Here is a 23,793-nt window from a genome sequence, read left to right as displayed (position 1 = left end):
AACGCGCTCTCCCCCCCCCGCCCGGGCGGTTGGGGCGCCCCCCACCCGCCCCCCCGCTGCGGTGTTTTGTTTCTCGCACCCCCCCTGGGTGGGCGGGGGGCGGCCCCCCCCCCCCCCCCCACGACCAGGCAACCTCGCCGCAGCTTGCGCGTTGAGCCATCGGAGGGATGACATCAGCCTCGGAGAACCCCCATGAAAACCCTTCTATCCATCACTGCGGCAGCGATGATGGCTGGCGCACCTTTGGCTGCTTTTGCCCAATCGGCGACGCTGACGCCTCTAACGACCGACACCATGAGCAAGGTTGACACCGCGACGTTCGTCAAGACCGTGCCCATCGCCAATACATTCGAAATCGAATCGAGCCGACTTGCGCAGACGCAGGCGACTGCCGACGACGTGAAGGCATTCGCGGCGCAAATGGTCACGGACCACACCAAGGCCGGCGAGGACTTCAAGGCGGCGCTCAGCAAGGGTCAGACGACTTCGGCCACCGCGCCAGCCGGCCCGTCGCTGGACACCAAGCACCAGGCGCTGCTCGACCAACTCAAGGAGGCCAGCGGGGACAGCTTCCAATCGAAATATATCGACATGCAGACCCAGGCGCATAAGGAAGCGGTGGCGCTGTTTTCCGCTTACGCGAATTCCGGCGACGATCCGGCGATGAAGGAGTTTGCCAAGAAGACGCTGCCGGTGCTGCAAATGCACGAACGTCATCTCAAGGACCTCGCTGCCGCGCATCAATGAGAGCGAAGAGTGCCTTTTGCAAACGAAAGGCCGCCCCACACACGGCCTGTGTGACGCGGCTGTCGTCCGGCCACACGGCCGGGAACAAAGCACCGAGAGTGCCGTTATTTATCCGGCTTGTTCGGGGAGGATCCAATGGAAGGCGGCATTCGCGGGGCCTCAAGGATAGTAGCGCCGGCTTTCGGCGCCGTCCTGGTCGCCGCTGTCACAGGCTGAAATCGCTTTCCGAATGGGACAGGCTGCCTTCATGCGCTACGGCGAGATATTTGCAAATGTTACGGCACTCATGTTGCTGGCCTTGATGATTGGCGGCGTCTTCGTCCTGTTTGGAGAGCCGCTGTGGCCGCGGTACTACGCGAGAATGGTGCTGGTTACGGATATCGATGCCATGACCACCGCGTCAGTCCGAACAAGCTGCGTGCCCAGTCCCTGCCTGCCCGACACCATCGATCACACCGTGCTCACTCCTCGCCCCGAGGACGGACCTTGATTTGCGATTTGCAGACGCTGGAGCCGGGTACGGAAAAGCCCGCCGCCCGAGCTGCGCGGCGGGCTTTTTTGGTGCATCAACCCACGGTAGACCGTCTGGGCCACGACTAGGTCAGGATAATCACGATCTTGTAGGTATTCGGGTCGACGATGACGATCCGGCCGTCGGCGAGCACGAAATACTCATAGCCTTCGTAAGCCGGAACGATCTTGACGATGCGCGCCGGCAGGCGATGCAGCCGGACCTTCTTTCGCGGAACCTCGACACCGACAGAGATGTCGAAATCGACGCTGGATACCGGTTGGATGTTCGTCTCCTTGATGACCTGCGTGATCTCCGTCTTCTGTTCAACGGTCACATTGTTGATGGAAGCGGTCGAACTCTGGTCTTGCGTCTGCGTCGAGGCATTGCCCTGAGTCTGCTCGGTGGTCGTGGTCCCAGTCTTGCCCTGAGCCTGCTCCTCGGTCTTCATTTTCGTGCTGCCTTGGCCCTGCTCGGTGGTGGTGGTTCCGGCCTTGCCTTGGGCCTGTTCGTCGGTCTTCATCTTGGTGCTGCCCTGGGCCTGCTGGTCAGTCGTGGCGCCAGCCTTGCCCTGAGCCTGCTCGTTGGTCTTCAGTTTCGGTTTGCCCTGGGCTTGCTGGTCAGTCGTTGCGCCGGCCTTGCCTTTGGCTTGCTCATCGGTCTTCAGCTTCTTGTTGCCTTGCGCCTGTTGATCAGTTGCAGCGCCGGCCTTGCCCTGAGCCTGCTCGCCCATCTTGGCGCCGTTCTGGCAATTGGCAGTGCCGGCTGCACAATTGGCGCCGGACTGGTCGTCGGTCGACTGCTGCGTCTGGGCAAGTGCAGCCCCGCAGCTGACGCTGATTGCTAGCATGCTGGTGATCAGAACGCCTTTCATGAGAGATCTCCTTGGAAAACGCGTCCCTTCACCGCGTAAAACTGTGGCTAAAAAACTTTGTTCCAAACTAATGGAGGGAAAGGGCAAGCGATCCGAGTGGCGGAACAAGCTCCACCTGCTGACGTTACCGGCCTATAGCGACCCCGCTGCGAACAGCATGACGCGGCGCAGCGCAGAGGTGGCTCACCATGAAAGGAGACGATCATGAGAATGCATCTTTCGGCAGCCGCGGCTGGGTTCTTGCTGCTTGCGGGTATTGGCGCCGCTGCCGCTCAGGACGTGGTCATCGAACCGCAGCAGGAGACGATCGTACGCGAGTATGTGAAAAAGCAGCCTCTGGCGTCCGTCCAGCTTCCCGGCGTGGAGCTCAATGTCGGCTCGACACTGCCCGATACCGTCGAGCTTCATGAGGTTCCCGACGTCAAATACCGCTATGTCGTCGTCGACAATCGGACCGTCCTGGTCGATCCTGGCACGCGCAGGATTGTAAAGGTCATCGAGTGAGCAAGCGCGTCGCTTTGAAGGGACATGCGGCGCGTCCAGCATTGTCGACATCCCACACCGCTGCCCGTGTTGGGCATTCGGACGCAGAAAGGCCCGCCGCTTCGAAGCACGGCGGGCCTCATAGCGGAGACGACGTCCGGACAATTTCTGAACCAGCATTGGCTTAGAACGCATGATCCCAGCACGCCCTGTGCTCGCCAGGCCCGAAACTTTAAGAGAATATTCCTGGCTTCGCATTTCGCGGGAAATACGGTGCTTTGATCCGACGGTCAGCATTCCCGATGATGCCGGCAAGGCTTGGCACTCCGCCTGGCCGCAACGACTTCAGAACCGACGGGATAGATCATGTCTGGGAATACCAACACTTTGCTCTCATTTCTCTCCGCAAGTATAAACCGGCGCGCCGGTCTGGCTGTACTTTTCGCGTCGGCGGTTGCGATTGTCGGCCTTGCTGCGCCGTCGTTCGCCGAAGACAAGACGGCGGTCAAGGTCGGCATCATGAGCGGCGAGGACGAGGATGTGTGGCGCGTCGTCACCGCCCAGGCGGCGGAGAGGGGGCTGACGATCGAGACCGTGGTGTTCAACGACTACACCCAGCCGAATGAAGCACTCGAGCGTGGCGAAATCGACGCCAACGCCTTCCAGCACAAGCCCTATCTCGACAACCAGATCAAGACGCAGGGCTATCACATCGTCCCGGTCGGCTATACCGGGGTCTGGCCGATCGGCCTCTATTCCAAGAAGTACACGAAGATTGCCGACCTGCCCGAAGACGCCGTCATTGGCGTGCCGAACGACCCGTCCAATGAGGGCCGCGCACTGCGCGTTCTGCAGAGCGAAGGTCTGATCAAGCTCAGGGAAGGCACCGGCATTCTGGCTACGACGACCGACATTGCCGAAAACCCGAAGAAATTAGTCGTCAAGGAGCTTGACGCCGGGATTGTCGGGCGCTCGGTGGAAGACCTCGACGGGGCCGTGGTCAACACGGATTGGGCGCTTAAAAGCGGCCTCACACCGGAGAACCGCATCGCCCAGGAGGCGGTGGCCGACAACCCCTACCGCAACTTCATCGCGGTCAAGGCCGGCAATGAAAACCAGCCCTGGGTAAAGACATTGGTCGCCTCCTACCAGAACGAAAAGGTGAAGGCCGAATTCGACCGAGTCTACAAGGGAACCGGCATCAGCGCCTATTGATACCGAGCTCGACTTAGCGCTGAAGCCCGGCATGATAGAGCGGTCCGCGCTCCAACGCGGACCGCGATCGCGTTTTGCGGGACACCAATACAGGAACTTTCATGAACCAGCATTTCGCCTCGGTCACCGAAGTCATGCATCCCGCCGGCAGCCGTTCCGCCGGATCGAACGACGTCGTGCGCCTCATCGAGCTGAAGCGCCGCTTCGGCGCGACAGCGGCGCTGGACGGCGTATCGCTCAACGTGCGCCAGGGCGAGATCCTCGGCATCATCGGCCGGAGCGGCGCCGGCAAGTCGACGCTGATACGCTGCCTGAACGGCCTGGAGCGGCCGGATACAGGACAGGTCTTCATCGAAGGCCGCGACATCAGCCGGCTCGGCGAGCGCGAATTGCAACCGCTGCGCCGGCGTATCGGCATGATCTTCCAGCATTTCAACCTGCTGTCCGCCAAGACGGTCGAAGACAATGTAGCGCTGCCGCTCAAGATCGAAGGCCGGCCCAGGGCCGAACGCCTGGCGCGCGCCGCCGAGCTGCTCGAGCTTGTCGGCCTGTCGGAGAAGGCGAAAGTCTATCCGGCGTCGCTGTCGGGCGGGCAGAAGCAGCGCGTCGGCATTGCCCGGGCGCTTGCGGCGCGCCCGGCGCTGCTGCTGTCCGACGAAGCGACCTCGGCATTGGACCCGGAGACGACGCGCTCCATCCTCGCCTTGCTCAGAGATATCAACCGGCAGCTCGGCCTGACCATCCTGCTCATCACCCATGAGATGGAGGTGATCCGTTCGATCGCCGATCGTGTCGCGGTGATCGACGCTGGGCGGATCGTCGAGCAAGGGCCGGTGTGGTCGGTGTTTGCCGATCCGAAGTCGGCGATCACACAAAGCCTGCTCGGCGGCATCCGGCCGCAATTGCCGGCGGAGATCGCCAGCCGGCTAACGCAGAACGCCGGCGTGAAGGCGATCCTCAGGATCGACGTGGCCGGTGAGGCCGCGCGAAGCCCGCTTTTGTCCGATCTTGCCTCGGCAGTTCCCGGCTCGTTCCGCCTCGTGCATGGCGGCATCGATCACGTCCAGCAGCAGCCTGTCGGGACACTGTTCGTGGCGGTCGCCGGCAGCAATGAAGCTCACCTGGCAAAGGTGATCGCGTTCTTGAAAGCCCGCCAAGCGCGGGTGGAGGTGCTTGGCCATGTCGCCGGTTCTGTTTGAGCTTCTCGTCCGTTCAATCTGGGAAACGATCCTGATGACGGCCGCCTCCGGCCTCATCTCGCTGGTTTTCGGGCTGCCGCTCGGCCTGGCGCTGGTCGCCACCGACCGCGGCGGTATCGCCGAAAACCTGTGGGTGAACCGCGCGCTCGGAGCGGTCATCAACGGCTTCCGCTCGGTGCCTTTCATCATCCTGCTGGTTGCGCTGATCCCGATGACGCGGCTGATCGTCGGCACCTCGATCGGCACCTGGGCAGCGATTGTGCCGCTGTCGATCGCGGCGACGCCCTACTATGCGCGGATCGCCGAAGTGTCGCTGCGCGAGGTCGACCACGGGCTGATCGAGGCAGCACGCGCCATGGGCGGCAACCGCTGGACGATCATTCGCGAGGTGCTGGTGCCGGAAGCGTTGCCCGGCATCGTCGCCGGCTTCACGGTGACGCTGGTGACGCTTATCGGCGCCTCGGCCATGGCTGGCGCCATCGGCGCCGGCGGCCTCGGCGACCTCGCCATCCGCTACGGCTACCAGCGCTTCGAGACGTCCGTCATGATCGCCGTTGTCATTGTGCTGATCATCCTGGTCTGCGGCATCCAGTGGGCCGGCGACCGGCTGGTCGCGAGGCTGGACCACAGAGCGTGACCGGCGAAACGCGGCCCAATCAATGCCTTTAATTTCCGGGAAAGTTCAGATTGTTCTCGATGGTCTCGCTCGCCCAAGCGAGCTTTTCGCGATCGTCGGGGCGCAAGGGAGCCTCGACCGCGACGGTGAACAAGTGCCAGGCGAGACTGTCGGATAGAAGCCATGTGGTGACCTGTTCGCTGAAGATCACGTGCCCCTTATCGAGTGTCTTGATGTTGCCGGTAATCAAGTCCGCACAGTGCAACATGGCCTCGGGGTAAGGGCTATCACGCCATGCCGCTAATGCAGCTGCTACATCCATTCCGGCAAGCACTATGCCCTCCAGCCAGGGAACCGCGTTCCCTTCATCGGGATGCATGGTCATCGCTTTTCGCCAGGCAACCTGAAACAGCACCTCGACAGCCTGCTGTTCTTCCAACGGCCAATCGCGCCAGGAGGTCCTTTCGAGCTTTGCGGCAATCACGTTGGCGTCGAACCCCATCGAAGGTTCGCCTTGGATGGCAAGTTCAAGCACTCTCGGCAGAAAGTGGCGGTAGTCATCGACGTCGCCGACCGTCCATATGGCCGATCCGGCATAGGCGCCGAGGTTTTCACCACTGAGCTCCCGAAGCGGACCACTGGATACTCCCCGAAAGATCGATTCCAAATCCTTGTACGGCGAGCCATGCAGGTGGCGGGGCGATGGATAAGACGCGAAAGCGGCATAGACGCGTTCGACTGCGTGGGCCAGTTCAGACGAGAGATCAGCCTCCAGGGGATTTGGGTTGCTCATCCGCTACGACTCCGAACAGGTCTCTGGCTTGCTCTGCGGTATAGTAGCCGAGCTTGACATCCCGAGCGACCAATTGCGGATCGCGCTGCAACGGATCGCCGTAGCCGCCGCCGCCAGGCGTGCCGACGCACACGCGGTCGCCTGTCTTCAGCGCGATGTCCTGCTCCTTGGACAGATGCGGCGGCACATGTTCCTTGCCGTCGCGGAACACGGTCACCGTGTTGACCGCACCGTCCTTGCCGCCGAGCGCGCCTTGCGGGCCGAACCGGCCGTGATCCATGACGAAGGAGGCGCGGGCGTCGCCGCGCAGGATCTCGACCTCATAGGCGAGGCCAAAACCGCCGCGATGCTTGCCGGCGCCGCCCGAGCCTTCGCGCAAGGCATAGTGGCGGTAGAGCACCGGGAAGGCCTGCTCCATGATTTCGACCGGCGGCGACTTGGAAATGCCTATGGTCGAGCAGCCATTGGTCAGGCCGTCGTGACCGGCATTGCCGCCATAGCCGCCCCCGGAGATCTGATACATGACATAATCGCGGCCGCGGGCCGGATCGTTGCCGCCGAGCGCGAAATTGCCGCTGGAGCCGGCGGGGGCCGCCGTCACCTTGTCCGGCAGCGCCTGCACCATCGCCGCGAACACCGCTTCGGCAATGCGCTGCGAAACCTCAGCCGCGCAGCCCGATACCGGCCGCGGATATTTGGCGTCGAGGAAGGTGCCTTCCGGCCGCTTGACGATCAGCGGCTCGAAGGCGCCAGCGCTGATCGGCACGTCGGGGAAAATGTGCCGCATGGCGAGATAGACCGAGGACAAGGTCGTCGCCAGCACGCTGTTCATCGGCCCAGCGCAGGGCTTTGACGAACCGGAGAAGTCGAAGCTGAGCGTGTCGCCCTGTTTTTCGACCGCCAGCGCGATAGTCAGCGGCTCGTTGACCACGCCGTCGGAATCAACAAAAGCCTGCGACCGGTAAATGCCGTCGGGAATGGCTGATATGTTCGCGCGCATCTGTTCGGCGGCGCGGCGGCGCAGTTCGGCGATCGCACCGACGACCGTTTCATCTCCGTAACGATCCAGGATTCCGTTCAGTCGGTCTTGACCGATCAGCAGTGCCGCCGCCTGCGCCCGGATGTCGCCGATGCGCTGGTCGGCAACCCTGATGTTCGAGCAGATGATGGCGTAGATCTCAGGGTCGAGCACGCCCTTCTTGAATAATTTCACCGGCGGCAGTCGCAAGCCTTCCTGCTCGACCGCTGTTGCCGAGGCGGAAAAGCCGCCCGGCACCGAACCACCGATGTCGGGCCAGTGGCCGGTGTTCGACAGCCAGCAGAATATCTTGCCGTCCCGATAGACCGGCATGGCGAAGCGCACATCCATCAAATGGGTGCCGCCGAGATAGGGATCGTTGACGATGTAGATATCGCCTGGCTCGGGCGGCAGGCAGCGACCGTCGGCGATCATCTCGATCACCGTTTTGGTCGAATACTGCATGACGCCGACGAACACCGGCAGGCCCTGGCTGCCTTGCGCGATCAGCGAACCATCGAGCGCCGAATAGATGCCATCCGAACGGTCATTGGCCTCGGCGATGACAGGCGAGAAGGCGGCGCGCGAAAATGTCAGGTCCATTTCGTCGCAGACTTGCTGTAGCGCCGCCTGGATGACCGAAAGGGTGATGGCGTCGAGTTTTTCCATCTCAGGCCTCGCCGATATCGATGATGATGTTGCCGTCGGCATCCGATCGCGCCCGGTCACCGGGCTCCAGCACAGTCGTCGCGTCCATCTGTTCGAGGATCGCCGGACCTTCGATTGTTGCGTCGAGCGGCAACTTCTCTCTGCTGTAGACCGGCGTGTCGTACCAGCGCCCGCCATACCAGACAGGCCGGATCTCGCGCCGCGCCTCTTCGAGCGTTTTGGCGCGCCCAGCCGGGTCGATCAGCCGGGACAGATCGATTGCCGGCCGCACGCCGGTGACCGAGGTGTTGAGGTTGACCAGATTGGCGCGGATTTCCGGCAACTGGACCTTGAAGCGGGCGAAATAGGCCTTCTCGAACAGTTGCTGCAGTCCCTCGCGTGTCACCGCAGACGACGGCAGCGGCACGTTGATGATATGCGTCTGGCCGACGAACTGCATGTCGGCGGAATGCGTGACGCGGATCATTTCCGGCTTCACCGCCTCCTTGCCGATCAGCTCCTTGCCTTCGTTTCGGTGCCGTTCCAATGTCTCGTGGAGTTGGATTTCATCGAGACGGGCCACCGGCTGGTTGACCGTATTAACGAAATCATGGCGCAGATCGGCGACGACGCAGCCGAGCGCATTGGTGATGCCCGGCCGCGCCGGCACCAGCACCTTGGGCAGGCCGAGCTCGCGCGCCAGTGCCGTCGCATGCAGCGGCCCGGCGCCGCCGAAGGCGAACAGCGCGAAATCGCGCGGGTCGTGGCCGCGCGACACCGACACCATGCGGATGGCGCCGGCCATCTTCACGTTGCCGAGCCGCAGCACCGCACCCGCCGCCTCGACGCCGGACAAGCCTGTGGCGCGGCCGATCCTGTCCTCGAATATGCCGGTGACCCGTTCGACGGTGACCGGGTTTTCCACCGCGAGCAGCTTCTTCGGCGCCAGCCTGCCGAGCACCAGATTAGCGTCGGTAATGGTCGGCTCCAAGCCGCCGCGTCCGTAGCAGATCGGGCCGGGATTGGCGCCGGCGCTTTCCGGGCCGATCTGGATCAGACCGGCCGCATCGACGCGGGCGATCGAGCCGCCGCCGGCGCCGACCGTATGCACCGCCACCATCGGCACGTGGATCGGCATCGCATACTCGATCTCGATCTCGTTCGACACCGCCGGCTCGGCGTTGCGGATCAGCGCCACGTCGGTCGAGGTGCCGCCCATGTCATAGGTGACCAGGTTTTCGAAGCCGGCGCGTTTTCCCGTATAGGCGGCAGCAATGACGCCGGAAGCGGGGCCGGACATGACGGTCTTGGCCGACTCACGTGTGACAAAGCGGGCCGAGATCATGCCGCCATTGCCGTTCATGATCAGGAAGTCGCGGGCGTAGCCTTTTGACGCCAGCTCCTTGCGCAGCCGCTCGACATAGCGTTCGAGGATCGGTTGCACCGAGGCGTTGACCGAAGCGGTGACGCCGCGCTCGAATTCGCGCGCTTCCGAAAGCAGCGCATGGCCTGTCGTGATGTAGCCGTTCGGCCAAAGCTCGGCCGCGATCTCGGCGGCACGCCGCTCATGCCTCGGGTTGGCGTAGGAATGCAGGAAATGGATGACGAGGGATTCGCAGCCGGCCGCGATCAGTTGTGAAATCGCTGCCCGCATCTCGGCCTCGTCGAGCGGTATGCGCACCGCGCCCGAGGCCTCGACCCGCTCCGACACTTCGAGCCGCAGATTGCGCGGAATGATCGGCACGAACGTGCCTGTCATGCCATAGGCTTGCGGCCGTGTCCGCCGGCCAAGCTCGATGACGTCACGAAAGCCGCGCGTGGTGATCATGCCGGTTTTGGCCAGCCGGCGCTCCAGCACCGCGTTGGTGGTGGTCGTCGTGCCGTGCACGATGAGGTCGATGCCGTCGACGGGAAAGCCGGTGGCACCAAGAGCTGCAACGACGCCGAAAGCCTGGTTGTCGACCGTCGTCGGGGTCTTGGCGATATGCACCCGGCCGCCGTCACGGCCGTCGATCAGAAGCAGGTCGGTAAAGGTGCCGCCGACATCGATACCGGCGACGACGCTGCCCGTCGAATCCAGAGCTTGCGCCGAAAAATTCTGTTCCATTGTCGAAACCCGAAATGCCCGAACTGCTTACATGCCTCAGTTTGGAAAGCTGTTTTACGGCGGCGTCTTGACGCAAATATCGTTTGTATACTAATAAATTCCGGACACAAGAGCTTACCGCTTCGGAGTGTGCAAACGGCACGCTGGAACCTGACCGGTTCGGGCGCGCAGGTGAAGATTTGGCGCGGGCGCTGAGCTGGCCCGGAAGGTTAGGTTTGATGAACACCATATCCGCGTTCAACACTGCCGGCGCCCGGCCGTTGCAGTTCCCGATACCGGCCAATGTCTATGCCGAAACCGTCGTCTCGGTGAAGCATTATACCGACCGGCTGTTTTCGTTCCGCATCACCCGGCCGCAATCGCTGCGCTTCCGTTCCGGCGAGTTCGTCATGATCGGCCTGCCCAATGCCGAGAAGCCGGTGTTCCGCGCCTATTCGATCGCCAGCCCTGCCTGGGACGACGAACTCGAATTCTTCTCGATCAAAGTGCCGGACGGCCCGCTTACCTCGGAGCTGCAGAAAATCGAGATCGGCGATACCGTCATCATACGGCAGAAGTCGACCGGCACGCTGGTGGTCGACGCGCTGACGCCGGCCAAGCGCCTGTTCATGATCTCGACCGGCACCGGCATTGCTCCATTCGCCAGCCTGCTGCGCGATCCCGATACCTATGAGAAGTTCGAGCAGGTTATCCTGACCCATACCTGCCGCGACAATGCCGAGCTCACCTACGGCCAGGAACTGGTGGCCGCACTGGAGAACGATCCGCTGATCGGCGAACTGACCGGCGGCCGCGTCACGCTGTATAATTCCACGACGCGCGAGACCTCCGAGCGCATGGGCCGCATCACCGCGCTGATCGGCTCGGGCAAATTCTACACCGATCTCGGCATCGACAGGCTCAATCCCGAAACCGACCGCATCATGATCTGCGGCTCGATGCATATGCTGAAGGACGTCAAGGAACTGGCCGAAAGCCACGGCTTCCAGGAAGGCTCGCTGCATCATCCGGCAAGCTTCGTCGTCGAGCGCGCCTTCGTCGGCTGAGACGCGCAGTTCAGCGTCCACTGGTTCGAGACCCTGATTTTGATCATGCGGTCAAAAATCGGCTGCCTTGACTGTCTTTTTCCGCTATGACCGCTTGAAGGACTCGTGAAGCGCTGCTTCACGGTCTATCTTCGGCATAAGTCGCTGAACAAGGGGCAGGAGATGAGCAGCACAATCCGCGAAACCGACGTCGGCATATCGAAGGTCACGCCGCTGCCGGCACGCGCCGCCGCCAATGCACCAATCCCGCAAGCCCATGGCATTGCTCGCAATCCCGGCATGAGGCTCGATCTCGGCTTCATGGAATCGATGCGCGGCGTCAACCGCTCGGCGCTGGAACGCCGCGTCGCCAGCCTGACCAAAAGACGCTCGATCAAGGCCGATAACCAGGCCGCCTGGCTGCTGCGCGCCGTCGCCTGCATGGACCTGACGACGCTGAACTCGAACGACACGGAAGAGCGCGTGCGCCGGCTTTGTGCCAAGGCGGTCAACCCGTTCCGTCGCGACATTGCCGAGGGGCTCGGCATTACTGGTGAAAAGATCCGCCCGGCGGCGGTCTGCGTCTATCAGCCCTTCGTCGCCACTGCCGTCGAAGCGCTGCGCGGCAGCGGCGTCCATGTCGCCGCCGTTTCCACGGCTTTCCCGCACGGCCTTGCACCGCTTTCGACACGTCTGCAGGAGATCGAAGCATCGGTAAGGGACGGCGCCGACGAGATCGACGTCGTCATCCCGCGCGGCCTGGTATTCGGGGCGAAATGGCAGGAGCTCTATAACGAGATTGTCTCGATGCGCGCCGCTTGCGGCGAGGCCCATCTGAAGGTGATCCTCGGCACCGGCGACCTCGCGACGCTGCGCAACGTCATGCTCGCCTCGATGGTGGCGATGATGGCGGGTGCAGATTTCATCAAGACCTCGACCGGCAAGGAAAGCGTCAACGCGACGCTGCCGGTCGGCCTTGCCATGGTGCGCGCCATCCGCGCCTATTTCGAGGAAACCGGCTATCTCATCGGCTTCAAGCCGGCCGGTGGCATTTCCACGGCAAAAGCCTCGCTCGACTGGCTGGTGCTGATGAAAGAAGAACTGGGCCGGCCGTGGCTGGAGCCGGAGCTGTTCCGCTTCGGAGCATCGAGCCTTTTGACCGACATCGAGCGCCAGCTCGAGCATCATCTGACCGGCCACTACTCGGCCAATCATCGCCACGCGATGGCGTGATTCGGAGCGCGCCATGAACATTCTCGAACGCTATCATGCCATGGAATACGGCCCGGCGCCGGAGGCGCGCAACGAGGCCGATGCGTGGCTTGCCGCGCGGGATTTCGGCAAAGCGCTGTTTATCGGCGGCGACTGGAAGGCAGCCAGCGGAGGCAAAACCTTCGACACCAGCGATCCGTCCTCGGGAAAGCTGCTGGCCAAGGTGTCGGATGCCGGTGCCGCCGATATCGACGCGGCGGTTTCGGCCGCCACAAAAGCGCTGCCGAAATGGAGCGCCAGCACCGGTTATCAACGCGCCAAAGTGCTCTACGCCATCGGCCGCGCCATGCAGCGTCACCAACGCCTGTTCGCGGTGCTGGAATCGATCGACAATGGCAAGCCGATCCGCGAAAGCCGCGACATCGACGTGCCGCTGGCCATCCGCCATTTCATCCATCATGCCGGCTGGGCGCAGGCGCTGGACAGGGATTTTCCAGGCCATAAGGGGGTCGGCGTCGTCGGCCAGATCATCCCGTGGAACTTCCCGCTCTTGATGCTGGCCTGGAAGATCGCGCCGGCGCTCGCCGCCGGCTGCACCGTGGTGCTGAAGCCAGCCGAATTCACGCCGCTCACCGCGATCCTGTTCGCCGAGATCTGTGAACGATCAGGCGTGCCGAAGGGCGTCGTCAACATCGTCCAGGGCGGGCCGGAAGCGGGTGGGGCAATCGTCAATCATCCCGGCATCCAGAAGATCGCCTTCACCGGTTCGTCCGAGGTCGGCAAGATCATCCGCAAAGCCACCGCCGGTTCGGGCAAGAAACTGTCGCTGGAGCTTGGCGGCAAGTCGGCCTTTGTCGTCTTTGAGGATGCCGATCTCGACAGCGCCGTCGAGGGGCTGGTCGACGGCATCTGGTTCAACCAGGGCCAAGTCTGCTGTGCCGGCTCGCGCCTTCTGGTGCAGGAGGGCATCGCCGATGCCTTCATCGCCAAGGTCAAGACGCGTATGAGCCGGCTGCGCGTCGGCAGCCCGCTCGACAAGAACACCGATATCGGCCCGCTGGTCGATTTGACCCAGCTCGATCGCGTCAAGGGCCTGATCGCCGAGGGCGCCAAGCAGGGCGCAATCTGCTGGCAGCCGGACTCGGCGCTGCCCTCCTCGGGCTATTACCATCTGCCAACGGTGGCGACAGGTGTTTCGCCGGCTAACATTCTGGCACAGGAAGAGGTGTTCGGGCCGGTGCTTGCCACCATGACCTTTCGCAACACCGAGGAAGCGGTCGAGCTCGCCAACAACACGCGCTATGGCCTGGCCGCTTCGGTGTGGAGCGAGAACATCAATCTTGCCCTGCACGTCGCGCCGCAATTGAAGGCCGGCGTCGTCTGGGTCAACGGCACCAATATGTTCGACGCCTCCTGCGGCTTTGGCGGTTACCGCGAGAGCGGCTTTGGCCGCGAAGGCGGGCGCGAGGGCATGTTCGAATATCTCTCGGCAAAACTGCCGCTCGGCCCGGTTATCAAACCGGCGACGTCTTCGGCGCAACCTGTCGAGCAGGCCGAAGGCGACGCCATCGACCGCACGGCAAAGCTGTTCATCGGCGGCAAGCAGGTCCGGCCGGACGGCAATTATTCCTTCGCCGTCGCCACCGCCAAGGGCAAGCTTGCCGGCGAGGTTGGTCTCGGCAACCGCAAGGATATCCGCGACGCCGTCGCGGCCGCGCGCGCCTGCAAGGCCTGGCCGGAGGCGACCGCCTACAACCGCAGCCAGGTGCTCTATTACCTGGCCGAAAACCTTTCGGGCCGCGCCGACGAGTTTGCTGTGCGCCTCACCCAACTTACCGGCGCGACCGCCAAGGCGGCGCGTGAAGAGGTCGAACTGTCGATCGAGCGGCTGTTCCTCTATGCCGGCTTGGCCGACAAATTCGAGGGTCGCGTCCACCAGCCGCCGGCCCGCGCCGTCACGCTGGCACTGCACGAACCGGTCGGGGTCGTCGGTATTGTCGCGTCGGACAACGCACCTTTGCTTGGCTTGATCTCGCTGGTGGCGCCGGCGCTCGCCATGGGCAACACCGTGGTCGCCGTGCCGTCCGAAAAATACCCGCTGCTTGCCACCGACCTCTACCAGGTCGTCGAATATTCCGACGTTCCGGCAGGCGCCATCAATATCGTCACCGGCAGTAGCGCCGAGCTTGCCGGCGTATTGGCCAAGCATGACGATGTCGACGGGCTCTGGGTGTTCGCCGATGCCGAGACTTGCGCCAAGGCCGAGGCCGAGTCCATCGGCAATCTCAAACGCGTCTGGACCGGCAACGGCCACAGCCTCGACTGGGCGTCGAACGAAGCAGCCGGCGATGCCTTGCTGCGCCGAGCGATCGAGGTCAAGAACGTCTGGGTGCCCTACGGCGACTGAGTGTCCCGGAGGGACGTCCGGGCTTGACGGGCCAACAAATGTTCTTTACCGAGAAAAAACATTTGGCTGGCAGGCGAATATCGAAACAGGCGGGATGGTAGTGCCCGGCTGGCACATTGCGCCCCGGCCTTGCGCCGGTAAAAGCCGAACGACCACAGACGGGCGAGGAGAAAAGCATGGCGGATCTGACAGGCAAAATCGTTGTCGTCACGGCGGCGGCGCAAGGCATCGGCCGGGCGAGCGCGCTGGCGTTCGCCAAGGCCGGCGCCGTCGTCCATGCCACCGATATCAACGAGGTGGTGCTCGCCGACCTCGGCAAGACGCCCGGTATCAAGACCCGCAAGCTCGACGTGCTGAACGACGAGGCGGTGAACGCCGCTTTTGCCGAGATCGGCGCCGTCGACGTGCTGTTCAATTGCGCCGGCTTCGTCCATTCCGGCTCGATCCTCGAGATGAAGGACGGCGATCTCGACTTTGCCTATGATCTCAATGTCCGCTCGATGATCCGCACCATCCGCGCCGTGCTGCCCGGCATGCTGGAGCGCGGCGACGGCTCGATCATCAACATGGCATCGCTGGCCAGTTCGACCAAGGGCGTGCCGAACCGCTTCGTCTATGGCCTGACCAAGGCAGCCGTCATCGGCCTGACCAAGTCGGTCGCCGCCGACTATGTCGGCAAGGGCATACGCTGCAATGCGATCTGTCCGGGCACGGTCGAAAGCCCGTCGCTGCAGGACCGCATGCATGCGCAGGGCGACTACGAAGCAGCTCGCGCCGCCTTCATCGCCCGCCAGCCGATGGGCCGGCTCGGCACGCCCGAGGAAATCGCCGATCTCGCCGTCTATCTGGCCGGCGCCACCTATACGTCGGGGCAGGCTTATAATATCGACGGTGGCTGGTCGATCTAAGAGGCCATTTGAAAACCCTACTCCGCCGGGCGCCTGACGCGGCTTTCTGCGCTTCCGGTGCTCACGTACTTTAAGTACGCTCCGCTCCGGTTCTCGAAACCCACGCCATTCGCCGCAGCGGAGCGAGTTTGCAAACGGCCTCTGGTCGCAACTGGGAGAAAACTGCATGAAACTGCTGCGCTATGGCGAGGCGGGGAGCGAACGCCCCGGCCTGCTCGATGCCGATGGAACGATCCGCGACCTCTCCGCCCATGTCACCGACATTGCCGGCAAGGCGCTTGACCCGGCATCGCTCGAGACATTGTCGAAGCTCGACCCGAAGACGCTGCCGGCGGTTTCCGGCAAGCCGCGGATCGGCGCCTGCGTCGCCGGCACCGGCAAATTCATCTGCATCGGTCTCAACTATTCCGACCACGCCGCCGAAACCGGTGCCGCCGTGCCGCCGGAGCCGATCATCTTCATGAAGGCAAGCTCGGCTATTGTCGGGCCGAATGACGACGTGCTGATCCCGCGCGGCTCGGTGAAGACCGACTGGGAGGTCGAGCTCGGCGTGGTGATCGGCAAGACTGCAAAGTATGTCACCGAGGCCGAGGCGCTGGATTATGTCGCCGGCTATTGCGTCGCGCACGACGTCTCCGAGCGCGCCTTCCAGGCCGAGCGCCAGGGCCAGTGGACCAAGGGCAAGTCCTGCGACACGTTCGGGCCGATCGGCCCGTGGCTGGTGACCAAGGACGAGGTCAAGGACCCGCAGAACATCCCGATGTGGCTGACGGTCAACGGCAAGACGATGCAGAACGGCTCGACCAAGACCATGGTCTTCGGCGTCGCTTATCTCGTCTCCTATCTCAGCCAGTTCATGTCGCTGCACCCGGGCGACATCATCTCGACCGGCACGCCGCCCGGCGTCGGCCTCGGCATGAAGCCGCCGGTCTTCCTGAAGCCCGGCGATGTGGTCGAGCTCGGTATCGAGGGGCTGGGCATCCAGAAGCAGACGTTCAAGGCGGATGCGTAGGGCGCTCTTCCTTCTCCCCTTGTGGGAGAAGGTGGATCGGCGCGCAGCGCCGAGACGGATGAGGGGTGCTGGAAGAAACGAGGCGTGAAAACATCAGGGGATTTTAGGCACTTACGCTTTCAGGGCAGCGATCCTTCCAACACCCCTCATCCGACCGAGCTTCGCTCGGCCAGCTTCTCCCACAGGGGAGAAGGGGAGTCGGCACCAGCTATTTCAGCACCTTCCCGTCGGCTCCAAACCGGTATGTCTTCGCCGGATCCGGCGTCGCGTAGAGCGTGGCACCAGGTTCGGCGTTATAGACGCCAAAAATGCGCACTGTGATCAAGCCGGCCTTCTCGCAGTCGAGATAGAGGTTGGTGTCGGCGCCAAGGTGCTCGGCATGGACGACCGTGCCTTTCCAGGCGCCGGACTTGGGATCGACGGTCAGATGTTCGGGACGGACGCCGATGGTCTTTGCCGTTTCGCCAAGCCTGGCGCCGTCGACGAAGTTCATCTTCGGTGAGCCGATGAAGCCGGCGACGAATTCATTTGCCGGCGAATTGTAAAGCTCCATCGGTCCGCCGATCTGCTCGATCCTGCCCGCATTAAGGACCACGATCTTGTCGGCCAGCGTCATCGCCTCGACCTGGTCGTGGGTGACATAGATCATCGTGGCCTTCAGCCGGCGATGCAATTGCGCGATCTCCAGCCTGGTGTTGACGCGCAGTGCGGCGTCGAGGTTCGACAGCGGCTCGTCGAACAGAAACAGCTTGGGCTCACGCACCACGGCGCGGCCGATGGCGACGCGCTGGCGCTGGCCGCCGGAGAGCTCGGCCGGCCGCCTCGAGAGGTAGGGCTCCAGCGACAGCATCGAGGAGGCGATGCCGATGCGGCGGTCGATCTCGGCCGCCGGTGTGCCCGCCTGCTTGAGGCCGAGGCCCATATTGTTCTTCACCGTCAGATGCGGATAGAGCGCATACGTCTGGAACACCATGGCGATGCCGCGTTTGGCCGGCGGGGTGGCGGAGACGTCCGCCCCGTCGATGACCACGCGGCCCGAGGTCGAGTCCTCCAGCCCGGCGATGACCCTCAGCAGTGTCGACTTTCCGCAGCCGGATGGACCGACGAAGACGACGAACTCGCCATCGGTCACCTCGAGGTTGATGCCCTTCAGCACCTCGACCGGCCCAAAGGCCTTTTTTACGTTCTCGATGTTCAGCGAGCCCACGGCGTCGTCCCTGTTCTAGAGTTTCACGGCGAGGCCGCTGCGCACGCTCTCGTCTGCGGCAAGGCAGACGGCGAGCGACTTCACCGCGTCGTCCATGTGACGGGTCAAGTCCAGATCCTCGCGGATCGCCTTCAGCACAAACGCCTGTTCCAGGTCGCAGAGGTCCTGATGGCCGGGCTCGCCTTGCATCGACAGCATCTCGTCCGGTTTGGCGAATTTGCCGTCGGCTCCGGTCGCCGCACTGTGCAGGCGGATGGTCGAGGTCTTGGTGTGGGTGTCGATGTCGTCGGACCTGACACCCTCCTTCATGACGATCGACACGCAGCCATTGGGCGAAATCACGTCTTTCACGAAGAAAGCCGTCTCCGAAATCATCGGCCCCCAGCCGGCCTCGTACCAGCCGACCGAACCGTCGTCGAACAGCACCTGCAGATGACCGTAATTGTACATCGACGGCGCGATCTCGTCGCTCAGCCGTAGCCCCATGCCGCGCACCTCGACTGGTCTGGCGTCGGTGATCTGCAGCATCACGTCGAGATAATGCACGCCGCAATCGACGATCGGCGATGTCGTCTGCATCAACTGCTTGTGCGTCTCCCAGCTATGGCCGGAGGATTGCTGGTTGAGGTTCATGCGGAACACGTAAGGGCCGCCGAGCTTGCGTGCCTCGGCGATCAGCCGGATCCAGGACGGGTGATGGCGCAGGATGTAGCCGATCACCAGTTTCTTGCCGTTGGCCTTGGCTGCCGCGACCACGCGCTCTGCATCCGCGACGGTGGTTGCCAGCGGCTTTTCGAGGAAGACGTGGCAGCCGGCCTCGAACGCCTTGACAGCATAGTCAGCATGGCTGTCGGAATAGGTGGCGATGCAGGCGACGTCGGGCCGTTCGTCACGCAGCGCCTCGTCGAAGGAGCGCCTGATGCCGTAGCTCGAAAGCCCTTCCGGCAGCGGCACATCGGAGCGGTTGACCAGCGCGGCGATCTGGAATCCCGGATTGGTGTGATACGCCAGCGCATGGCTGCGCCCCATGTTGCCGAGGCCGGCGATGACAACGCGAAGAGGTTGGTCCATTTCAGTTTGCCTTTTGTAGAGCGCGGGCTTTCAGGTCCATCCTAATACTCGATCCATACTCACTGGCGATCTGCAGAGCAGCCTTTTCGCTTTCACAACGTGCCAGAAGTCCGAACCCGTATGTATCGACCCCCCTCTTTGATCAGAGAAGACCTCCGGTCGTCCGGCAACGGACGATCCAGATCCAGCGCCTCGGTGAATGCCTTGGATTGCTCGCTAACCATCAGGGAGTTGACACGCCAGATGATATGACAGTTGTATTCCTTTGGTCGACGCTCGATCCCGAACCGAGTCAGCCAGACTGCTGCATTGAGATAGAACTGCGGTCCCCAGGCAGACTTCTGAAGGTTAAGCAGACAGACCGTTTCCGGCCATTCGCGATAATAGTTTGTTTGGCGAACGCCGCGGAATCTGTGGCGGATTGCCGACTCGGTGAGGCCTCGAATGATCGCGTCCCGACCCTCACTCACTTGACCGCCCCCGAAGTGATGCCGCGGATCAGCTGCCGCGAGAAGATGACGTAGAGGATCAGTACCGGCATGATTGCCAGCGACAGCGCCGCCAGGATGGCGTTCCAGTTGGTGACGAACTGGCCGAGAAACAGCTGGGCGCCGAGCGTCACCGTCTTGGTCTCCTCCGACGGCGCCAGGATCAGCGGGAACCACAGATCGTTCCAGATCGGGATCATGGTGAAGACGGCGACGGTCGCCATCGATGGGCGCACCAGCGGCAGCACCAGCCGGAAAAAGATGGTGTATTCGGACAGGCCGTCGATCCTGCCCGCATTCTTCAGATCGTCCGAGACCTGCTTCATGAATTCCGACAGGATGAAGACGGCAAGCGGCAGGCCTTGCGCGGTATAGACCAGGATCAGCGCCGTCAGCGTGTTGACTAGCCCGCTCGCCACCATCAATTGCAGGATGGCGACGGTGGCAAGGCGGATCGGGATCATGATGCCGAGCGCCAGATAGAGCCCCATCAGCGAATTGCCGCGGAAGCGGTATTCCGACAGCGAGAAAGCCGCCATGGCGCCGAACAAAAGCACGAAGAACAGCGAGGCGACGGTGACGACAAGGCTGTTCTGGAAATAGTGGATGAAATCGCCCTGGCCGATCACCGTCGTGTAGCCGATTAGATCGAAGGTTTTCGGCGTCGGCGGCGCCAGCGGCGCACCGAAGATGGCGGCGCGCGACTTGAATGAGTTGACGATGACGATGATTACCGGAAACAGCGCGATCGCCGTGTAGGTCAGAAGGATCGCATGCGCGCCAATGGTGCGGGGCAGCGAGCGGGTTGCCGTGCTCATGTGGCGCCTCAGAACTGGTAGCGACGCAGGCGCGTCTGCACGAGGAACAGGTAGACGCAGACGCCGCCCAGGATGATCAGGAACATCATCGTGGCGATTGCCGCGCCCATGTTGGGATCACCGATCTGCAACTGGAAGCCGAAGAAGGCGCGGTAGAGGAAGGTGCCGAGGATATCGGTTGAATAGTTCGGCCCGGCCAGCGCCCCTTGCGCTGTGTAGATCAGGTCGAACGCGTTGAAATTACCGACGAAGGTCAGGATCGAGATGATGCCTATCGACGGCAGGATCAGCGGCAGCTTGATCTTCCAGAACTGCGACATGCCGGTGATGCCGTCGCATTCAGCCGCCTCGATCACCTCTTCGGGGATGGATAAGAGCGCCGCATAGATCAGCATCATCGGGATGCCGACGAACTGCCAGACCGAGATCAGGCTGAGTGTGGTCAGCGCGTACTGCTCCTTGCCCAACCAGGGCGTGAACAGGCTCTTGAGGCCGACCAGATCGAGCAGATGCGGCGCCACGCCCCACAGCGGCGACAGGATCAGCTTCCAGGCGAAGCCGACAATGACGAAGGACAGGATTGTCGGCACGAAGATCGCCGTTCGGTAGAAGGCGGAGAATCTCAGCCGCGGGCTCGACAGCAGCGCCGCCAAAAGGACGCCGATCGGATTCTGCACCAGCATGTGGATGATGAAGAACCAGACATTGTTCCGGAGAGCATTCCAGAAGCCCACCGACCAGTTAGGATCGCCGAACAGCGTGCGGAAGTTTGCCAGTCCCACGAAGACTTGGGATTGGTCTATGTTGCGGAACAAGGAGAGCTGCAGCGTGCCGGCCAGCGGCAGGATCATGATCGCCGTATAGACCAGCACTGCCGGCGCCAGAAAGACGCCGATGTGCCAGCGGAACGGTCTTTTCGGTGTTGCGGCCATGAGTTCGGTCCCGCCGATCAGGTTCTTGCAATTGCCGTCAAAGGGCGCGGCGCCTCCCTCCCCTCGAGGGGAGGGTGCCTCGCAAAGCGAGGCGGGTGGAGTCGGCAGAGGCAGCGCGCTATCGTCGTTCGACCGTGCTTTCCAGCAGCGATCAAGCCGCAGCCTGCCTCGACCGACCCCCTCTGTCGCCTTCGGCGACATCTCCCCCCTCGAGGGGGGAGACAACGCTTCGCCGCACTCTTACTTCGCCGGCTTGTACCAGCTGTCGAGGCCGTCCTGCAGCTTCTTGGCGGCAGCTTCCGGCGTGTCGGTGCCGTTGATGACGTTGGCCGATTCAACCCATGTCTCGTTTTCGAGGTTCGGCGTACCGCGGCCCAGGATCTGGTAAGTCGAGCGGATCGTCGACTTGCACTTGTCGCGCCAGGAGACGAATTCCTGCGCCAGCGGGTCTTCCATCTTCACCGGCGTGTTGTTCAGGCTGAAGAAGCCCGGCAGCGCGTTGGCATAGATGGTGGCAAAATCAGGCGAGGCGACCCAGGACAGGAAGGTCTTGGCCGCGTCGGCGTTCTTGGACGCCGCATTGAGGCCCATGCCGATGTCGGTGTGGTCGGAGATGTAACAGGTGTCGCCGGCCTTCTGCACCGGCGGCGGGAAGGCGCCCATCTTGAACTGCGCCTGCGTGTTGAACAGGCCGATCTCCCACGAGCCGGCCGGGTAGATGGCGGCGCGGCCGAGCGTGAACAGGTTCTGGCTGTCCGGATAGGTCTGCGCCTCGAAACCGTCGCCAAGATAGGGCTTCCACTTGGCAAGCTCGGCATAAGGTGCGACCCACTGAGGGTCGGTCAGCTTCTGCTCGCCCTTGATCAGTGCGGCGCGGCCTTCCTCGCCCTTCCAGTAGTTCGGGCCGATGTTCTGGTAGCCCATGGTCGCGGCTTCCCAGAGGTCCTTGGTGCCCATCGCCATCGGGATGTAGGTGCCGTCGGCCTTGATCTTGTCGAGCGCGGCGAAGAATTCGTCGCGCGTCTCCGGCACCTTGATGCCGAGCTTGTCGAAGGCGTCCTTGTTGTAGATGAAGCCATGGATGACCGAGGCCATCGGCACGCAGAATGTCGCCTTGCCGTCGTCGGTCTGCCAGGCCGACTTGGCCACCGGGGAGAAGTTCTCCATGCCCGGCAGCGCCGACAGATCGGCGAGGTTGCCCTTCTTGAAGAGTTCCAGCGACTTGTCGAACGGGCGGCAGGTGATCAGGTCGCCCGCCGAGCCGGCGGCGAGCTTGGCGCCGAGGGCGGCGTCATATTCGGTTGGCGCCGACGGCGCGAACACCACCTTGATGCCCGGGTTCTTGGCTTCGAAGGCCGGGATCAGCTTGTCCTTCCAGATGGCAAGGTCGTCGCCGCGCCAGCTTTCGATGTTGAGCGTTACGTCGTCGGCATAAGCCACCCCGGCGGAGCCGAGAATGCTGGTGCCGAGAAGAAGTGCCGTCAGTAGCTTCGTTGTCATGCTCAGTCTCCCTGTTGACCTTTTTCAGGTTCGGTTTTGATGAGAACAGAGGCATTGCGCCCCTTGCTCCCCTCGATCGCGGAAAGGGCCGGCCGCAGCTTGTGGCCGGTCCCTTCCAATATCTTCTCGGCTGCATCGGCGCTGGCGGCGCCGGCGGCGAGCAGAATAGCGGTCTTGACGACGCCGCCGCTCCTTTCGAGCAGGCGCGCCGCCTCGTCCTTGTCGCGCCCGCTGACGGCGGCAACGATGCGTGCGGCGCGGTCGCGCAGCTTGATGTTGTCGGCCATGAGGTTGACCATGTAGCCGTCATGGACATGGCCGAGATGGATGGCGGCGAGCGTCGACAGCATGTTGAGCGCGATCTTCTGGGCGGTGCCTGCGCCCATGCGCGTTGAGCCGGCAATCAGCTCCGGCGGCGTTTCGAGCAGGATGGCGATGTCGGCCAGCCGCAACAGCGGCGCATCCCTGTTGTTGGCGATGGCAATGGTCGCCGCACCGCGGCGCCTGGCGTCCTCGATCGCCCTGACTGCATAAGGTGTCGAGCCGCTGGCCGAGACGGCGATCAGGCAGTCGCCCTTGCCGATGCGGGCGGCGGCAACTGCTGCCGAAGCTTCCTCGGTGTCGTCCTCCGGCCCGCCGGCCAGTGTCTTGAAGGCCTCGTCGCCGCCGGCGATCAGGATGGCGATGCGGTCGCGTTGGATGCCGAAAGTGCCCGGCAGCTCAAGCGCATCGGCCAGTGCCATCAGGCCCGAACTGCCGGCAGCCGCATAGGCGAGCTTGCCGCCGCTTTTCAGTCTGCTTGCGATGATTTCGGCTGCCGCGGCAATGGCAGGAATGGCGCCGTGCACAGCCTTGGCGGCCTCGATCTGTGCGTTGGCCAACGAGGAAAGGACGGCTTCCGGGGCCTGGATATCCAGTCCCTCGGCATTCTGGTGAAGCGCTTCGGTGCGCGTTTCGGCCATCCGCTTTCCTCCAATCGAGAAAACCATACCAAAAAAATAC

Annotated in this window: 22 protein-coding genes; 11 read left to right on the top strand and 11 right to left on the bottom strand. The window is 63.0% G+C overall.

Annotated elements, in window-relative coordinates; translation table 11 throughout:
• Positions 1–192 precede the first annotated feature (192 nt).
• A complete protein-coding gene (locus NKJ28_RS15225) occupies positions 193–747 on the top strand; it encodes a DUF4142 domain-containing protein (RefSeq protein ID WP_352575226.1) in 555 nt (184 codons plus the stop codon).
• Positions 748–994: 247 nt separating this feature from the next.
• Entirely contained in the window at positions 995–1,237 is a 243-nt protein-coding gene (locus NKJ28_RS15220; RefSeq protein WP_352636298.1) for a polymerase, read from the top strand.
• A gap of 106 nt (positions 1,238–1,343) precedes the next feature.
• Here NKJ28_RS15220 and NKJ28_RS15215 read toward each other — a convergent pair whose 3' ends face one another.
• Positions 1,344–2,132 (bottom strand): DUF1236 domain-containing protein, encoded by a 789-nt coding sequence (locus tag NKJ28_RS15215; RefSeq protein WP_352636305.1) that lies wholly within the window; start codon positions 2,130–2,132, stop codon positions 1,344–1,346.
• Positions 2,133–2,336: 204 nt separating this feature from the next.
• Between NKJ28_RS15215 and NKJ28_RS15210 the strand changes: the two genes are divergently transcribed.
• From NKJ28_RS15210 to NKJ28_RS15195, 4 genes are all read left to right on the top strand, one after another.
• Complete coding sequence (locus NKJ28_RS15210) at positions 2,337–2,636, top strand: DUF1236 domain-containing protein (protein ID WP_023677114.1); 300 nt, start codon at positions 2,337–2,339, stop codon at positions 2,634–2,636.
• A 345-nt stretch (positions 2,637–2,981) separates the two neighbouring features.
• Positions 2,982–3,830, top strand: a complete 849-nt coding sequence (locus tag NKJ28_RS15205; RefSeq protein ID WP_352571523.1) for a MetQ/NlpA family lipoprotein — start codon at positions 2,982–2,984, stop codon at positions 3,828–3,830.
• 101 nt (positions 3,831–3,931) lie between these two features.
• Positions 3,932–5,029: a methionine ABC transporter ATP-binding protein gene (locus NKJ28_RS15200; protein ID WP_352636295.1), complete on the top strand. Its 1,098-nt coding sequence runs from the start codon at positions 3,932–3,934 to the stop codon at positions 5,027–5,029.
• Positions 5,010–5,666 carry a methionine ABC transporter permease gene (locus tag NKJ28_RS15195; protein ID WP_352636293.1) on the top strand — a complete coding sequence of 219 codons (657 nt, stop codon included), beginning with the start codon at positions 5,010–5,012 and terminating at the stop codon, positions 5,664–5,666. Before NKJ28_RS15200 ends, NKJ28_RS15195 begins: the two co-directional genes overlap by 20 nt.
• Before the next feature lie 28 nt (positions 5,667–5,694).
• Here the strand turns inward: NKJ28_RS15195 and NKJ28_RS15190 are convergent, their stop codons facing one another.
• From NKJ28_RS15190 to NKJ28_RS15180, 3 genes are read right to left on the bottom strand one after another with little or no spacing between them, the layout of a single operon-like run.
• Complete coding sequence (locus NKJ28_RS15190; protein ID WP_352636291.1) at positions 5,695–6,438, bottom strand: hypothetical protein; 744 nt, start codon at positions 6,436–6,438, stop codon at positions 5,695–5,697.
• Entirely contained in the window at positions 6,410–8,125 is a 1,716-nt protein-coding gene (locus NKJ28_RS15185) for a hydantoinase B/oxoprolinase family protein (RefSeq protein ID WP_352636289.1), read from the bottom strand. Before NKJ28_RS15185 ends, NKJ28_RS15190 begins: the two co-directional genes overlap by 29 nt.
• A gap of 1 nt (position 8,126) precedes the next feature.
• Positions 8,127–10,211: a hydantoinase/oxoprolinase family protein gene (locus tag NKJ28_RS15180; protein ID WP_352571525.1), complete on the bottom strand. Its 2,085-nt coding sequence runs from the start codon at positions 10,209–10,211 to the stop codon at positions 8,127–8,129.
• A gap of 218 nt (positions 10,212–10,429) precedes the next feature.
• Here NKJ28_RS15180 and NKJ28_RS15175 point away from each other — a divergent pair, with 218 nt between their 5' ends.
• From NKJ28_RS15175 to NKJ28_RS15155, 5 genes are all read left to right on the top strand, one after another.
• Entirely contained in the window at positions 10,430–11,257 is an 828-nt protein-coding gene (locus tag NKJ28_RS15175; protein ID WP_023677121.1) for a ferredoxin--NADP reductase, read from the top strand.
• Positions 11,258–11,419: 162 nt separating this feature from the next.
• Positions 11,420–12,469: a deoxyribose-phosphate aldolase gene (deoC, locus tag NKJ28_RS15170; protein ID WP_031211867.1), complete on the top strand. Its 1,050-nt coding sequence runs from the start codon at positions 11,420–11,422 to the stop codon at positions 12,467–12,469.
• A gap of 13 nt (positions 12,470–12,482) precedes the next feature.
• The gene (locus tag NKJ28_RS15165) at positions 12,483–14,855 is read left to right on the top strand and encodes an aldehyde dehydrogenase family protein (protein WP_352636286.1); all 2,373 of its coding nucleotides are present in this window, start codon (positions 12,483–12,485) and stop codon (positions 14,853–14,855) included.
• A gap of 176 nt (positions 14,856–15,031) precedes the next feature.
• Positions 15,032–15,763: an SDR family oxidoreductase gene (locus NKJ28_RS15160; RefSeq protein WP_254815741.1), complete on the top strand. Its 732-nt coding sequence runs from the start codon at positions 15,032–15,034 to the stop codon at positions 15,761–15,763.
• Positions 15,764–15,929: 166 nt separating this feature from the next.
• A complete protein-coding gene (locus NKJ28_RS15155; RefSeq protein ID WP_352620795.1) occupies positions 15,930–16,775 on the top strand; it encodes a fumarylacetoacetate hydrolase family protein in 846 nt (281 codons plus the stop codon).
• 208 nt (positions 16,776–16,983) lie between these two features.
• Here NKJ28_RS15155 and NKJ28_RS15150 read toward each other — a convergent pair whose 3' ends face one another.
• From NKJ28_RS15150 to NKJ28_RS15120, 7 genes are all read right to left on the bottom strand, one after another.
• Positions 16,984–17,982: an ABC transporter ATP-binding protein gene (locus tag NKJ28_RS15150; RefSeq protein ID WP_023679835.1), complete on the bottom strand. Its 999-nt coding sequence runs from the start codon at positions 17,980–17,982 to the stop codon at positions 16,984–16,986.
• 15 nt (positions 17,983–17,997) lie between these two features.
• Entirely contained in the window at positions 17,998–19,053 is a 1,056-nt protein-coding gene (locus tag NKJ28_RS15145; RefSeq protein WP_023679836.1) for a Gfo/Idh/MocA family protein, read from the bottom strand.
• A 92-nt stretch (positions 19,054–19,145) separates the two neighbouring features.
• On the bottom strand, positions 19,146–19,523 hold the full coding sequence (locus NKJ28_RS15140) for a DUF4304 domain-containing protein (RefSeq protein WP_352620797.1): 378 nt from the start codon (positions 19,521–19,523) through the stop codon (positions 19,146–19,148).
• Positions 19,520–20,359, bottom strand: coding sequence for a carbohydrate ABC transporter permease (locus NKJ28_RS15135; protein ID WP_023679838.1), 840 nt, complete (start codon positions 20,357–20,359; stop codon positions 19,520–19,522). Before NKJ28_RS15135 ends, NKJ28_RS15140 begins: the two co-directional genes overlap by 4 nt.
• 8 nt (positions 20,360–20,367) lie before the next feature.
• Positions 20,368–21,291: a carbohydrate ABC transporter permease gene (locus NKJ28_RS15130; RefSeq protein WP_352575248.1), complete on the bottom strand. Its 924-nt coding sequence runs from the start codon at positions 21,289–21,291 to the stop codon at positions 20,368–20,370.
• Between the two features lie 240 nt (positions 21,292–21,531).
• Positions 21,532–22,791 (bottom strand): ABC transporter substrate-binding protein, encoded by a 1,260-nt coding sequence (locus tag NKJ28_RS15125; RefSeq protein WP_023679841.1) that lies wholly within the window; start codon positions 22,789–22,791, stop codon positions 21,532–21,534.
• 2 nt (positions 22,792–22,793) lie between these two features.
• Positions 22,794–23,753, bottom strand: coding sequence for an N-acetylmuramic acid 6-phosphate etherase (locus NKJ28_RS15120; protein WP_031212743.1), 960 nt, complete (start codon positions 23,751–23,753; stop codon positions 22,794–22,796).
• Positions 23,754–23,793: the final 40 nt, after the last annotated feature.

It is taken from the genome of Mesorhizobium sp. M0145, from assembly GCF_040322355.1.
Taxonomy (GTDB): domain Bacteria; phylum Pseudomonadota; class Alphaproteobacteria; order Rhizobiales; family Rhizobiaceae; genus Mesorhizobium.
Note: the sequence above shows the minus strand (reverse complement) of the source record. Positions and strands in the feature narration are given on the sequence as shown.

Coding starts and splice junctions, on each gene's coding strand:
- NKJ28_RS15225 (WP_352575226.1), top strand. CDS start 193: ATGAAAACCCTTCTATCCATCACTGCGGCAGCGATGATGGCTGGCGCA.
- NKJ28_RS15220 (WP_352636298.1), top strand. CDS start 995: ATGCGCTACGGCGAGATATTTGCAAATGTTACGGCACTCATGTTGCTG.
- NKJ28_RS15215 (WP_352636305.1), bottom strand. CDS start 2,132: ATGAAAGGCGTTCTGATCACCAGCATGCTAGCAATCAGCGTCAGCTGC.
- NKJ28_RS15210 (WP_023677114.1), top strand. CDS start 2,337: ATGAGAATGCATCTTTCGGCAGCCGCGGCTGGGTTCTTGCTGCTTGCG.
- NKJ28_RS15205 (WP_352571523.1), top strand. CDS start 2,982: ATGTCTGGGAATACCAACACTTTGCTCTCATTTCTCTCCGCAAGTATA.
- NKJ28_RS15200 (WP_352636295.1), top strand. CDS start 3,932: ATGAACCAGCATTTCGCCTCGGTCACCGAAGTCATGCATCCCGCCGGC.
- NKJ28_RS15195 (WP_352636293.1), top strand. CDS start 5,010: ATGTCGCCGGTTCTGTTTGAGCTTCTCGTCCGTTCAATCTGGGAAACG.
- NKJ28_RS15190 (WP_352636291.1), bottom strand. CDS start 6,438: ATGAGCAACCCAAATCCCCTGGAGGCTGATCTCTCGTCTGAACTGGCC.
- NKJ28_RS15185 (WP_352636289.1), bottom strand. CDS start 8,125: ATGGAAAAACTCGACGCCATCACCCTTTCGGTCATCCAGGCGGCGCTA.
- NKJ28_RS15180 (WP_352571525.1), bottom strand. CDS start 10,211: ATGGAACAGAATTTTTCGGCGCAAGCTCTGGATTCGACGGGCAGCGTC.
- NKJ28_RS15175 (WP_023677121.1), top strand. CDS start 10,430: ATGAACACCATATCCGCGTTCAACACTGCCGGCGCCCGGCCGTTGCAG.
- deoC (WP_031211867.1), top strand. CDS start 11,420: ATGAGCAGCACAATCCGCGAAACCGACGTCGGCATATCGAAGGTCACG.
- NKJ28_RS15165 (WP_352636286.1), top strand. CDS start 12,483: ATGAACATTCTCGAACGCTATCATGCCATGGAATACGGCCCGGCGCCG.
- NKJ28_RS15160 (WP_254815741.1), top strand. CDS start 15,032: ATGGCGGATCTGACAGGCAAAATCGTTGTCGTCACGGCGGCGGCGCAA.
- NKJ28_RS15155 (WP_352620795.1), top strand. CDS start 15,930: ATGAAACTGCTGCGCTATGGCGAGGCGGGGAGCGAACGCCCCGGCCTG.
- NKJ28_RS15145 (WP_023679836.1), bottom strand. CDS start 19,053: ATGGACCAACCTCTTCGCGTTGTCATCGCCGGCCTCGGCAACATGGGG.
- NKJ28_RS15135 (WP_023679838.1), bottom strand. CDS start 20,359: ATGAGCACGGCAACCCGCTCGCTGCCCCGCACCATTGGCGCGCATGCG.
- NKJ28_RS15130 (WP_352575248.1), bottom strand. CDS start 21,291: ATGGCCGCAACACCGAAAAGACCGTTCCGCTGGCACATCGGCGTCTTT.
- NKJ28_RS15125 (WP_023679841.1), bottom strand. CDS start 22,791: ATGACAACGAAGCTACTGACGGCACTTCTTCTCGGCACCAGCATTCTC.
- NKJ28_RS15120 (WP_031212743.1), bottom strand. CDS start 23,753: ATGGCCGAAACGCGCACCGAAGCGCTTCACCAGAATGCCGAGGGACTG.